The following is a 14050-nucleotide window of genomic DNA, read 5'->3' on the forward strand; positions in this document are numbered from 1 at the left end:
TAAGCCCGGGGCTCACGCTTCGATTATTATTGGAAATGAATCGTTAACTGATATTTCCATTGTGTTTCAAGCAATAGCCATTGCTGCAGTACGCTGGGCGTCCAGGAGTCATCACCGCCGACGCCCATGTGCTGCCCATCAAGGGTTATCCAGACGCCACTTTCCGGCTGCATCCAGTGCCAGTGGTCAGTCTTCATTAATTGCTCGGTGCCGTAAGGCTGTAGGGAAAAGTGGAAATCGCCCGCCACGTGCCAGCGCCCCCAGTCCAGTGCTTTGTTATCACAACGCAGGCCATTCTCGGTGGGGAATATGTACGGTGTCGTCATCTGGTCCAGCGGCAGCTCCCAGCGGGAGAAACAGGCGCTGGTGCGACGATCCGGGTAGTTCTCATGCGGGCCGAACCCCAGCCATGAGACCGGTTTGTTCTGATCCAGCACCTGGAAATTCAGCCCGATGCGTGGCAGCGGCGGCAGGGTGCCAGCACGTTCGCCGTCAATGGCCAGGTGCAGTTTGCCTTGCGCGTCAAAGGTCATCTGCCAGTGGCTGACGATCATAACCTCGTCCCCGCTCAGGTAATGCCAGCGGCTATCTACCACAACGCTGCTGTTCAGACGCTGCGCGTCACACTGCACGCAGCGGGTAGTGAGGTTGTACAGGCCTGCACTTTTCCAGCGTTCAACCCAGGCGTTGGGATCGATGCGCTCCACTTCACTCACGCCAATATCATTATCCAGTGGTGCGCGTATAAACTGGTCGCGCAACGGGGTCAGCAGTTGCTCCACGCCGTCCACCTGCCAGTGTGTCAACAGTCCGCTTTGACGGTCGATCACCCACTGCTGCGAGCCGCTGCGCACCGCCCATGTACTGTCACTGACCTCAAGCTCAGGGGCATTTCCTGCTGACAAAGGCGCCCGAAGGACCAGCGGTGCTGCGAGGGCAAACTGCTGCCAGGCGACGCGATGCCCGGCATCGGACCATTTCGTGGCCTGCGGCTGGATAACCTCCAGCGTGAGCCATACCTCTTTGGCCCCGGCAGGCAGTGTTAATGTCCCCGACAGCGTGAGCTCGCGCTGTCCTTCAGGGCGAAGCTCAAGCGTTAAGCTGCCACTGGCAACCGTTTCTCCCGCAGCCTGGACCTGCCAGTGCAACTCCTCGTTATCCGTTGTGCGAAACAGGTACTCACTGGTGATGCTAATGCAAAGCGGAGTTTGCGACAGCAGGGTAAACTGGAAGTATTGCTGTGCATGTTTGGCTTCAATTAATGACGGATGAGGGCTACGGTCGGGGAAGACAAGACCGTTCATACAGAACTGGCGATCGTTGGGTTTATCGCCAAAATCACCGCCATATGCCCAGCCGTCGCTGCCATCATCGAACGTTTTAGTGATGGCCTGATCGGCCCAGTCCCAGATAAAGCCCCCCTGCAGGCGCGGATAATCACGGAATGCCTGCCAGTAATCGGCAAAATTTCCCAGGCTGTTGCCCATGGCGTGAGCGTATTCGCAAAGGATTAACGGGCGCTGCTCGCCAGGCAGACTGATCCACTTTTTAATCCCCCATTTCGGTACCGCAGGGATAAGCTGATCGCTGTCTACGCGGGCATACATCGGGCAGAGAATATCAGTGGTCGTGCTGTTAGCGCCGCCGCCTTCATACTGCACCGGACGTGACGGGTCGTTACGCTTGAGCCAGTGGTACATAGCTTCGTGATTGCCACCCACGCCGGACTCATTGCCCAGCGACCAGATAATAATCGACGGGTGGTTGCGATTGTTTTGCACCATCCGTGTGACGCGGGCGCTCCATGCAGCTAACCAGGAGGGATCGTCGGAAAGACGGCTCATTGGCACCATGCCGTGGGTCTCGATATTAGCCTCATCGACCACGTACAGGCCATAGTGGTTACAGAGTTCGTACCAGCGCGGCGCGTTAGGATAGTGAGAGCAGCGAGCCGCGTTAAAGTTGTTCTGCTTCATCAGCAGAATGTCCTGCACCATATCGTCTTCGGTAACAACCTGACCGCGCTGATGGTGGTGCTCATGACGGTTTACCCCCCGGATCAACAGCGGTTTACCATTCAACTTCAACAGGCCATTATCGATTTCAACCCGGCGAAACCCGATATCCCAGGCTTCGGCTTCAATCAGTTCATCGCCGCGCCACAGTGAGACGACTGCCCGGTAGCAGTTCGGTGTTTCCGCGCTCCACAGTGCCGGACGTTCCACAGGGAAACGTATCACCGAGCGTTCAGCATAATTGCCGCGTTCATCGGTGACGGGTGAGCCGAGCGACTGCTGATGTCTGGCGACCCGTTGCGTGTCATTCCACAGCTCAACGGCCACCGTCAGTTTTTCCAGCAACGGTGTCGGGGCGGCGACGGTGGCATGGACCTCGAGTTCGGCATCGCGATAAAGCGCATCGAGTTGCGGAGTGAGGTGGACATCGCTCAGGTGCAGCGTCGGTTTATTCAGCAGCCAGACGGAACGAAAGATCCCGCTCATACGCCACATATCCTGATCTTCAAGCCAGGTGCCTGCGCTCCAGCGCATCACCATGACGCAGAGGCGGTTCTCGCCCGCCTGTAGGAACGCACTGAGATCGAAGGCCGCGGGCAGGCGACTGTCCTGCGAGTAACCGACCCATTCGCCGTTGCACCACAAGTGGAATGCGGAGTTCACGCCATCGAAAATAATCTGCGTCTGGCCCTCAGCCAGCCAGTCTTTCTCCACGCTAAACGAGAGTGAATAGCAGCCGGTCGGGTTTTCGTCTGGTACGCGTGGCGGCATCGTATCGATGGGGTAACGCACGTTGGTATAGATTGGCGCGTCATACCCCTCCATTTGCCAGTTCGAGGGGACCGGTGTACTGCGGCTGCCCGCCAAATCGTTTTCCAGCCAGCTGGCGTCCACCTCAAACGGGCTGCGGGCATAAGAAAATTGCCACTGACCATCCAGCAGGCGGCGCTGTGCAGAGAGCTGATTCTCCCTTGCCGAGCGAAGATCGCGCCAGCTGGCAAAGGTCGGATGGGCCGGTAAACGGTTCAGGTGCGTAATGGTCTGGTTTTGCCAGTCTTCACGGGCAAGTACGTCATGAAAAAGAGGACCACCGGAGAGGTGGCAATCGTGATGTCGCATAGGTATACCTGTAGGATCAATGTAAAATGTCATTCGCCAGACAAGATAGAATGAGTTATCAGATATTTTGTTAAAAGCGGCAATCATGTTGAAGTTGAAACTCACGGACGATCACGAAACAAGGCTAAAGCGATAATGTATTGTCGTCTTTCTGACATAAAATGTTAGCGAACGACATTATTGTTAACGGGTAAAGGAGAAGACGATGGAGCGCCGTACGGCAACCTTAGAAGATGTGGCTCGCGAGGCCGGGGTATCCCAGCAGACGGTCTCACGCGTGCTGAATAAACCTGATGTGGTGGCTGAGCGTACCCGCGATAACGTCATTCGTGCAATGCAGGCACTGCACTATGTACCGAACCGCTCAGCACAATTGCTGGCGGGGAAGTCGGCACCGTCTATAGGGTTGATTACCGCGTCGTTGACCCTGCATGCGCCCTCGCAAATCGCTGCTGCGATAAAAAGTCACGCAGGTACACATCAACTGGAGGTCGCTATCGCGATGCCGGTGATGGCTGACTATGCCTCACTTCAGGCGCGGCTGAATGAATTTCGCGCACAAAATATCCGGGGCGCGGTGATTAATCTGCCCCTTGAGGATCACATTGCGGAAAAACTGGTGAATGAGAACCCGGATATTTGCTGTCTGTTTTTAGATGTTTCGCCGGAAACGGATGTCTGCTGCGTACGGTTTGATCACCTTAATGGCTGCGGAGCATGCATCCGTCATCTCTGGGAACTGGGGCATCGTGAGTTCGGCCTGCTTGCAGGGCCAGAGAGTTCCGTTTCGGCGCGTATGCGATTGAGTAGCTGGCGTGAGACATTGCACCGGCTTGGAGTGAGTAATGCGGTTACGGTCTTTGGTGACTGGAGTGCCGCCAGTGGCCGAAATAAGGCCCTTGAGCTGTTACATCAGTATCCGCGGATTAGCGCGATCGTCGTCGCGAACGATCAAATGGCGCTAGGGGTTTTGAGCGCTCTCGCGCAACTGAATCGCACCGGCAGCAGGATGGTTTCCGTCACCGGTTATGATGATACGGCGGACAGCCTCTATTTCCAGCCACCGCTCACCACCGTTGCGCAGGATTTCAACAAGCTGGGTAAGCGGGCCGTCGAGCTGTTAATCCAGCAGATGGCCGCCCCTCAGATTCACATCCGTGAATTGCTGCCGACACATTTGATTATCCGCCAGTCAACCTGTCCTTACGGTGGAGAAGAAGAGGATGAGAAAAAATCTGTCATTGCACAATTAAAATCACTGATAGAAAAACTGTGAAAATTTCGCGTTTATTGAGTCCCACCGCAGAGGGTGGATCAGGTGCGATTACGGTCAGGTTGTGGCTGTAATCAGCTCGAGGTTGAAAGCACACCTGTTATACCTCTGAAAGATGGGATACTTCAGTTTAGCCTTCACTATTTTCAGGAAGAGGACCATTACGACTTGTGCGCTCTGATGTTTTTTGTCTTAATGAATGATTATCATTTCCTTTTATAATTGATGAGATTCTTTTTTGTTAACCCGACGAACACTTATACTGACAGCCCTTGCGTTGCTTCCGGCAAAAACACTCTTCGCTGGAGTGTCCCCATCCCCATTACGCATAGTCTCACTGGATTTGGCCATCACCGAAAGCCTGCTGGGTCTTGGGGTGATCCCACTGGCTGTAGCGAACAAACGTTGGTATCAGAATTTTATCGTGAACCCACCGCTTCCCGAATCTGTACGTGAGATTGGGCTGCCTGATGAACCCAATCTTGAACTGCTGGAGATGCTTAGACCCGATCTTATTTGCGCTACCCGGAGTCAAATCCAGGCCAATACCCGGCTGCAGCATGTAGCTCCGGTAGTAACAATGGATATTTTCCAGCCGGACAGCTCGCCCTGGCTGTTGGCGCAACAGATGATAACGCAGCTTGGCGTCTTCGCATCAAGACGCGAACGTGCAGAACAGCTGGTTCAGGAAGCGTCAGACCAGTTACATCATGTTGGCGCGCGTCTGCAAAAATTTCGAACCCGCCCCCTATTTTTGGCACGCATCAACGAAGACGGGCGCCATTTGTTACTGTTTGGTCGTCACGGTATGTATGATGATCTGCTGCAAAAGATGGGCTTTCATAATGCGTTTAATGGCAAAACTAACGCCTGGGGTGGAGCCATCGTTGGGCTGGACCATCTGCTAAGCCAGCCGGAAGCGCGGCTGGTTTTCTTCAGTAATCGCCGCGATCGGCATACTGTCGATGCGCTGTTAAGTTCACCACTTTGGAAATCAGTTCCTTTGATACGTGAAGGACGTTATAGCGCCATAAACCGTCTTTATCCCAGCGGCGGGTTGCTGTCTGCTATGAATTTTCTTCGCGAACTTGAAACAGCCATGTCAGGGCAAACGGTATGAGGTCCCGCGCTAACATAATCAGTTTTACCTTGCTTTCCGGGGTATTACTGATGGGTTCCATTCTGCTGATAACGCAAAATCCAGCCTATCATTTTTCCTCCCATGATCTGTTGAATGCAATATGGTCACCAGACGATACTTCGTATAAGCAGCTTATTTTTCACTATAGTCTTCTTCCTCGCCTGGCGGTGAGTTTGCTGGCGGGCGCAGCATTGGGACTGGCCGGATTTATCTTCCAGCAGGTATTACGTAATCCGCTGGCTGAACCTGCGACGCTGGGCATCTCCGCTGGAGCATGGCTCGCAATGGTCGTCATTGGTTTATGGTTTCCCTTTGCGTTAGCTGCGGGGCGTGAATGGATTGCTTTTGGTGGGTCCGGAGTGACATTGATGCTGGTGATGCTGCTGGCGAAAGGTCGCGGATTATCACCATTATCACTGATCCTTGGTGGCATGGTCGTGACGCTCTTTTGTTCCAGTGCCAGCTCGATGATGATGTTGTTCAATCATGCCGCGCTGATGGATCTTTTTATCTGGCAAACCGGGTCGCTGGAGCAAAATAACTGGGATACTGCGCAATGGCTGGCGTTACAAATGGGCATTGCCGCTCTGTTTATTATCGCAACGAGTCGCCCACTGCAATTACTGAGTATGAATGAACAGACTGCCCACAGTGTTGGACTCACCGTGCGTTATTTTCGTCTGCTTTTGTTGTTAATTGCCGCGTGGTTAAGTTCGATGGTGGTCAGCCGCGTGGGTGTTATCAGTTTTATCGGTCTGGCTGCGCCTGCGGCTGTTCGATTGTGTGGCATTCATCGTCAGTCTGTTCGCCTGTTTCTGGTGCCGCTCACGGGTGCACTGATGCTGAGTTTTACCGATTTACTTGTACAGACCCTCGGCCAGTATGTGGGCGTGACTATACCCACCGGGCTGGCGACAGCGATAACAGGAGCTCCGCTGTTGTTATTGTTGATACCGCGTTTGAGAGAGCGACAGCTTTCATCCTCATCTTCTTCTTTTTCCCTGCGACGGGTTCAGTCACCGTGGTGGTTAATGGCGTTTCTGCTTTTGTTGCTGATTATTATCATTTGGCTAGCGCTGGCATTCGGGCGTATGCCTGAAGGTTGGGCGTTTTCTCAGCGTGATCAATTCCAGCAATTACTGACATGGCGGGCGCCGAGGGTAATGGCTGCCGTCGTCGCCGGCGCCATGCTTGCCGTGGCTGGCACGCTGATGCAAAGAATGACGACTAACGCGATGGCCAGCCCGGAAGTATTAGGCATCAGCTCTGGTGCAGCATTTGGCGTGGTCATGTTGTTTATGTTCACACAGACATCAAGCCCGGCGTGGATGCTCTTTGCGGCAACGTCAGGCGCGATGGCCACCATGATATTGATGTTAGTGCTCAGCCGTAAATCCTCTTTCTCACCTGAACGTGTGCTGCTGACCGGTATAGCAACCGGCACCGCCTGCAATACTTTCTCTACTCTATATATCGCCAGTGGGGATGATCGTTCGCTACTGCTGATGAACTGGATGGCGGGTTCCACTTATCGCGTGACGGGTCCCGAAGCGTATGTGGCTATCGTGATTCTGTTGGCTGCGTTAGCGATTTTACCGCTGCTGGTTCGCTGGCTGGACAGTTTTCCCTTAGGAGAAACGGTGATGCGCGCCACCGGCATGCCAGTGGGCAGAAGTCGGCTGCTGATTATACTCCTGACGGCGATACTCTGTGCCAGCGCTACGTTACTGACCGGCCCGCTGAGTTTTGTTGGGCTGCTGGCACCACATATCGTGGTGATGATGGGGATCCAGCGGGGAGTCACCCGGCTCATTGCATCGGCACTCATGGGGGCAATTTTGTTACTCTGTGCAGACTGGGTGGGACGTAACCTTCTCTATCCCTTCCAGATCCCTGCAGGGCTTTGTGCGACCTTCATTGGTGCGCCCTATTTCATGTGGATGATGCGACGCAGAGGCCGATAACATGATGCTGAAATTGTTTGCCCCACTCACCCCGGCGTTTCTTCCTTTAGTCAGGGGCGTGACCCTGCCCGATGCCAGCATAAGCGACAATCGCTTACTTCCCGCCACACATCTGCTGCAGCACGAATTTATCGCGCAGCAGCTTAAAGGCTTTGCCCACCAGCATGGCTGGGAGCGGCAGGACGTCACGGCCGTTGCCTCCATGTGGAGTAAGCATTATTTGTCGCTATTTTCCGGCGGTTGGTTATTTGCACGCATACTATACGATACCCTGTTGCCTGCCGATCTAAAGGATCTGCTGTTATTGCTGGATGCTGACGGGCAGGTAACAGCGGTTGTTGTGCCAGATGAGGGGAAATCCGTAGCGCCAGTAAGCACTGTCGAAGATTTTTCGATTTTTTTTCAACAGCATATTGATGCACACTTCGTGGCACTCAGTGCAGTAACGGGCGTAAAAGCGCCGGTGTTATGGAGCAATATCGCCAACGGCGTTGAGGGACTGCGTCATTTGCTCAGCGCGTCGGGTTATCTGTCGCCGGAAAAAGAGCAGGCCATCGCGGCGTTGTTTACAGAAAAATTCTGGCCAGATGGGGCACGTAATTTGATGTATCGATCGGTATTTGTGCGGCGGTCACCGGATGGCGAGGCGGTGAAGCTCCGTAAAGGATGCTGCCTGCGCTATTTGTTGCCAGAGATGGGTTACTGCAAAAATTGCTGCCTGCCACAAGCGTGGCAGGCAAACTATCTACCTTCTACCACTGATAACTGAGCCCACCAATAACGGAGCGTTCATCACCGTAACGGCAGACCGTGTTGCAATAGAGGTATTTCTCGTCTGTCAGGTTTTGTACCTTCAGTGACAGGGTCAGGTTGTTGACCGGCTGATAGCTGATTTTGGTATCAAAGATAGTAAACGCCGGGATCTTATCACTGCTGACCGACGGCGAGGTTTTGGTTGTACCAATGTAGCGAGCGCCCGCCCCCACCGTCACCTGCGGCAATCCAAGGCTGGCAAGACGATAATCACTCCAGATGCTTGCCGTGTTGTACGGCACGCCTTCTACCCGGCTGCCTTTTTTCAGCATGTTATTGTCTTTCGTCACTCGCGCATCCGTGTAAGCGTAGGAAGTGATAATATTGAGGTTTGACGTTATCTCACTCTTCATCTCCAGTTCCAGGCCACGAGAACGTATTTCGCCCGTCTGCACGTTATAACTGCTATCGGCAGGGTCGGATGTCAGGGCATTGTTTTGTGTGAGCTGATACAGCGCCATACTGATAATAGTTTTGCTTTCTGGTGGCTGGAAGCGAATGCCCGCCTCATACTGCTCACCTTCCGTTGGACGAAAGCTGTTACCTTCTCTGTCGGTACCCGATGTCGGGTTGAATGACTGGCTATAACTGATATACGGTGCCAGGCCGTTATCGGCCAGATAGACAGCACCTATACGCCCCGTGGCTTTATGATCGCTTTGAATGGTTTGGGCCTGATTGCTGTGTTTCGTCGTGCGGCTTTCTGACCAGTCGTTACGACCGCTCAGCAGCAGTACCCATTTTTTGTTCCAGGTAATTTGATCCTGTAAGTAAATGCCAAACTGGTCGCTGGTCAACCGTGACCCGCTGTCGACGGCGGCTACAGTAGGAGTATTGCCGTACTGGATGTTCGTTAAATCCAGCGAGGAGCCTAACCCGATGTAACGCGAGGAATCATACGTTTTATGGTAATAATCGGTCCCCGCCAATATCTGATGTTCCCAGTCGCCTGCATCGAGCGTCCAGGTCAAATTGCTATCGGTGGTTAATCCGGTGGAATGCTCATGGCGCTTACTGTAATAGCGCGTCAGGGTGTTACCACTGATGGCATTGGCATTCATATAGTTAAAGTCACCTTCAGCATCCATATAACGCAGCGCATGGCTGAACTTCAGCGAGTCAGAGAACTGATGCGTTAAGAGGTAACCCAGGCTCTTCATCTCGGTATCAAAGCGGTCAAAATCCGGTTCGCCGACAAACTGATCACGTGCAATTTTTGCACCTGCCGTTTTGCTGTATGTCGTCATGTTATAATTCAGTGGGGTGGCAAATTGGGTCTTAATCTTCTGGTAGCTGGCAAGGAGTGTCAGACTGGTACTGTCATTAGGTCGCCAGGTAAATGCCGGTGCCAGATACTGCTTATCATCGTTGATATAGTCGGTTTGCGTGTCGCTATCGCGTAGCAGGCCAGTTAAGCGGTAAGAATATTTGCCTTCATCATCGATCGGACCGGAGAAATCGCCCGAAACCTGTTTGCGATCATAGCTACCATATTCCACATTCAGCTCGTGCCAGGGAATGGTGGAAGGGCGTTTGGTGACGGCGTTGATTAAGCCGCCCGGCGACAATTGTCCGTATAAAACAGAAGCGGCTCCTTTGATCATTTCAATACGTTCAAATGCATAAGGTTCCAGCCCGCCATCATAGACACTGGCCTGCATCTTCATGCCATCTTTCAGTATGCCCCCCGTACCGGAGCCCACATTGAACCCGCGGATCGTATAATCGTCTGCGGCACGGCTGAAGCCATTCGGTTGCGCCAGAAAACCGGGGGTGTATTTGAAAGCATCGGCCAGGGTATCCGTCTGCCGGGCTTTCATTTCATCAGCCGTGACCACAGCAACCGACTGCGGGGTGCGGGTAATCGAAGTATCCGCCTTGGTGGCACTGAGATTTTTAGTGGCCACATAACCCTGCAGATAATCGGTACTGTCTTCAGGTGCAACGGCAGTCACCGTGATAGTGTTTTCTGCGGCTGTTTGCGATTGCGCATGAGCGTTAGTAATGAGCAGAATGGTGGAAGAGATGAACAGCGTTATGGGGTTGATAACGGTGCTGAGTTTAGCTGGTGTGAAAATAGATGGCATTATTGAGAACCCTTCATGTAACAGTAATGACTATCATTAGTATTCTCATTCTAAATGTAACATGTTATTAAGCGTCAAGGCAGCGCGTATTGAGAGTTAATTAACAAAGAATAGGAAATTTGATTCTCTTTCAGAGGATTAAGCTTGATCACTCGGTTGATTCTGCCTCAACGGAGAACCGTTTATTCATTTTTTATAACAAAAGTGAGTTTACAGCGGGAAAGAATTTTAAAGCAGCCCGCTCAGGTTTCCCTGAGCGGGCTGCTTGTTTTCTGCGAGTATCAATCTCAACAGCATCAGATCCCCCCCTACAGGCAGAGGTGTTACCGCTGATAAATCTGTGCCTCATAAGCCCGTAAGCTTTGCCGTTTTCCCTGCTCCTGATAGTTGCTCAGCAACGGTTGCCAGCCGTCCAGTAACAGCTCTTGCGGATCTATCTCCTGTTGATGGGCACTGAAATTGACGATCACCAACACCTGCTGTTCATTCAGACTACGGGTATAAGCATAGATCTGCGGATGTGTCGGCAGCAGGAGTTGATAAGCCCCTTCAATCAATACCGGCATCTGCCGACGCAGGCGGATCAGCGCACGATAGAAGTTCAGCACGGAACCGCTGTCAGCGCGTTGGTCCGCCACGTTGATCTCAGGGTAATTACTGTTCGCAGGGAACCAGGGGGTGGCATTGCTGAAACCGCCGTGGGTACTCTGATCCCACTGCATCGGGGTGCGCGAGTTATCGCGCCCGGTGCGGCTGAGAAATGCGAGGATCTCGGGCTCTTCCCTGCCCTGTCGGCGCATTTCAACGGCGAGTTTCTTCGCGGCAACGTCGTCAAAATCCTCCAGGCTGGCGAAATGCGTATTGGTCATGCCAAGTTCCTGCCCCTGATAAATAAACGGCGTACCTTTCATCAGGAAGAACATCGCCGCAATAGCAGTCGCGCTTTCACGTTGATAATTTTTATCGTCGCCCCAGCCCGATACCACACGGGGAAGATCATGATTTTCTACGTATAACGCGTTCCAGCCTTTGTTTTCCAGCAGTGTCTGCCAGCGCGTGAAAATCTCTTTTAAGCCGGGTAAATCGAGACTGGCCTCCTGGGTGTCCTTTTGCCCATCCTGCCACAGCTTCACGTGCTCAAACTGAAAGATCATATTCAGCCTGCCCCGCTGCTCGCCGACCCACTCTTCACCCTGTTCAGCGGAGGCACCGTTCATTTCGCCGATGGTCACAATGTCATAGTGACTGAACACCTGTTCACACATGTCATCGACGTAATCAAGCAGCCCGTCATAGTTGAGGTGGCGCTCGAATGACGGTACGTAAGGCAGCGCCAGGGGATTAGGCAAATCGCTGAAAGCTGGCTCTTTTTTCATATGGCAGATGGCATCAATGCGAAAACCATCCACCCCTTTGTCAAGCCACCAACGCATCATGTTGTACACCGCCGAACGCACCTCGGGGTTTTCCCAGTTCAAATCTGGCTGCTTTTCGGAGAACAAATGCAGGAAATACTGCCCGGTAGCCTCACTGTATTTCCAGGCAGAACCGTTGAAGATGCTTTCCCAGTTGTTCGGCTCAGCGCCCGCTTTACCGTCGCGCCAGATGTACCAGTCGCGTTTCGGGTTATCCCGTGACGCGCTGGACGCTAAAAACCACGGATGCTCATCAGAAGTATGGTTCACCACTAAATCAATAATCAGGCGCATACCGCGCGCATGCACCTGTTCAAGCAGACGGTCAAAATCCTCCATCGTGCCAAACTCAGCCATGATTTTCTGGTAATCGCTGATGTCATAGCCGTTGTCATCATTGGGGGACTGATACATGGGGCAGATCCAAATCAGATCGATGCCCAAATCTTCCAGGTAATCGAGTTTTTCCGTGATGCCATTCAGGTCACCTATACCATCGTTATTGCTGTCGTTGAAGCTGCGCGGGTATATCTGATACGCCACGGCCTCTTTCCACCAGTTTGCCATCACAGCCTCTCAATAAGTAATGCAAAGGATTCATAAGGTTGCAGTTTCATAATCGGCTCCAGCCGCTCCCGTGGCGCGTAATTGTTGATGAGACAATGGCCCTGCTGGCTCTGCAGGTTGTCGGGGATCGCCAGCATCACAGCGTCTCGCGTGAAGTTATTGATCACCACCAGCGTCTGCTCCCCCAGCGTGCGCCGCCAGGCAAACACCTGCGGATGGTCGACAACGATCTGCCTGAAGTCGCCGTGCACCAGCAGCGGCAGCTGCTTACGCAATGCCACCAGCTTCTGGTAGTGGTAAAAAACAGAGTCAGGATCGTCAAGCGCAGCCGCGACATTCACTGTCCTGAAGTTGGGATGAGCCTCAATCCAGGGCTGACCGGTGGTAAACCCGGCATGTGGACTGCTGTCCCACTGCATCGGCGTTCGCGCATTATCGCGCCCGTTGGCGTGGATACCGCGCATCATCGCTTCATGGCTCATCCCTTCGGCGATCCGCTCCTGATAAAGATTCAGGCTTTCAATATCCCGATAGTCGTCAATATCAGCAAAACTCACGTTGGTCATGCCAATCTCTTCACCCTGATAAATGTAAGGTGTGCCTTTAAGGCAGTGAAGCGCGGTGGCGAGCATTTTTGCTGATACCACGCGATACTCACCGTCGTCACCAAATTTGGAGACCGCGCGAGGCAAATCATGGTTGCTCCAGAACAACGAGTTCCAGCCATGGTCAGCCAGTGCCGTCTGCCACTTGTCAATCACGGCCTTAAAGCGCAACAGATCAAACGGCTGGTTGCACCACTTCCCGTACTGTTCATCCCAGAAAAGTTTGATGTGCTCAAACTGAAAGACCATCGTCAGCTCTTGCCGCTCTTCGGCACTGTAGAGCAGGGCGTCTTCCGGCGTTGCGCTCCACGTCTCCCCTACCGTCACGCTGCCGCGCGGGCCAAAGGTCGCCCGGTTCATCTGCTGAAGATACAGGTGAAGATGACGGCCATTCGCCATGATCTGTTGATCCACTTCTTTCCCGATCAGGTCGATAACGTCCATTCGAAATCCCCCGATGCCCTTATCCAGCCAGCGGTTCATCATGGCGTGGATGGCTTCACGAACGCGCGGGTTTTCCCAGTTGAGATCGGGCTGGCGCGTGGAAAACTGATGCAGGTAATATTCACCGCTGGCCTCATCAAGCGTCCAGGCACTGCCACCAAAGTTCGAACGAGAGTCATCAGGCGGCCCGCCGTCTGCCGCCGGTTTTCGCCAGATATAAAAGTCACGGTAAGCACTGTTTTTTGAGGTCAGTGCGTCGATAAACCAGGGATGTTCGTCAGAGGTATGGTTGACCACCAGATCCATCAGGATGTCGATATCACGCGCTTTAGCTTCTGCAATCAGGCGCTCCATGTCGCTCATCGAGCCAAAAATGTCGGCAATATCTTCGTAATCAGAGATGTCATAGCCGTTATCGTCCATCGGCGAACGGTAAACGGGCGACAGCCACAACAGCGTGATGCCGAGCTGTTGCAGGTAATCGAGCTTGCTGATAATACCGTTGAGATCGCCGGTACCGTCGCCGTTACTGTCCATAAAGCTGCGCGGATAGACCTGATAAACTACGGCCTCTTTCCAGTGCGGTGTGCTGTGCATAGCATTGATC

8 protein-coding genes are annotated in these 14050 nt (G+C 53.1%); 4 read left to right on the forward strand and 4 right to left on the reverse strand.

The genetic code is table 11. From position 1 onward, the window contains the following. Positions 1 to 26: 26 nt before the first annotated feature. Positions 27 to 3134, reverse strand: a complete 3108-nt coding sequence (locus WH279_RS18555) for a beta-galactosidase (protein WP_339457971.1) — start codon at positions 3132 to 3134, stop codon at positions 27 to 29. 205 nt (positions 3135 to 3339) lie between these two features. On the opposite strand from WH279_RS18555, the gene WH279_RS18560 reads away from it, so the two are divergent. The 4 genes from WH279_RS18560 to fhuF all read left to right on the forward strand — a co-directional run bounded on the left by WH279_RS18560 (position 3340) and on the right by fhuF (position 8281). Continuing rightward, positions 3340 to 4410, forward strand: coding sequence for a LacI family DNA-binding transcriptional regulator (locus tag WH279_RS18560; protein WP_339457972.1), 1071 nt, complete (start codon positions 3340 to 3342; stop codon positions 4408 to 4410). Between the two features lie 304 nt (positions 4411 to 4714). Further along, a complete protein-coding gene (locus WH279_RS18565; protein WP_325169065.1) occupies positions 4715 to 5527 on the forward strand; it encodes an ABC transporter substrate-binding protein in 813 nt (270 codons plus the stop codon). Next, positions 5524 to 7512, forward strand: coding sequence for a Fe(3+)-hydroxamate ABC transporter permease FhuB (gene fhuB / locus WH279_RS18570; protein ID WP_339457973.1), 1989 nt, complete (start codon positions 5524 to 5526; stop codon positions 7510 to 7512). Before WH279_RS18565 ends, fhuB begins: the two co-directional genes overlap by 4 nt. A 1-nt stretch (position 7513) precedes the next feature. Beyond that, on the forward strand, positions 7514 to 8281 hold the full coding sequence (gene fhuF / locus WH279_RS18575; RefSeq protein WP_339457974.1) for a siderophore-iron reductase FhuF: 768 nt from the start codon (positions 7514 to 7516) through the stop codon (positions 8279 to 8281). On the opposite strand, the gene WH279_RS18580 is transcribed toward fhuF, so the two are convergent. From WH279_RS18580 to WH279_RS18590, 3 genes are all read right to left on the reverse strand, one after another. Then, positions 8265 to 10412: a TonB-dependent siderophore receptor gene (locus tag WH279_RS18580; protein WP_339457975.1), complete on the reverse strand. Its 2148-nt coding sequence runs from the start codon at positions 10410 to 10412 to the stop codon at positions 8265 to 8267. The genes fhuF and WH279_RS18580 overlap by 17 nt on opposite strands. Positions 10413 to 10735: 323 nt before the next feature. Next, positions 10736 to 12394 carry a glycoside hydrolase family 13 protein gene (locus WH279_RS18585; RefSeq protein ID WP_339457976.1) on the reverse strand — a complete coding sequence of 553 codons (1659 nt, stop codon included), beginning with the start codon at positions 12392 to 12394 and terminating at the stop codon, positions 10736 to 10738. Beyond that, entirely contained in the window at positions 12394 to 14040 is a 1647-nt protein-coding gene (locus WH279_RS18590) for a glycoside hydrolase family 13 protein (RefSeq protein ID WP_339458783.1), read from the reverse strand. Before WH279_RS18590 ends, WH279_RS18585 begins: the two co-directional genes overlap by 1 nt. Positions 14041 to 14050: the final 10 nt, after the last annotated feature.

Origin of the sequence: Erwinia sp. MYb375 (assembly GCF_037479175.1) — a bacterium.
Classification (GTDB): Bacteria; Pseudomonadota; Gammaproteobacteria; order Enterobacterales; family Enterobacteriaceae; genus Erwinia; species Erwinia rhapontici.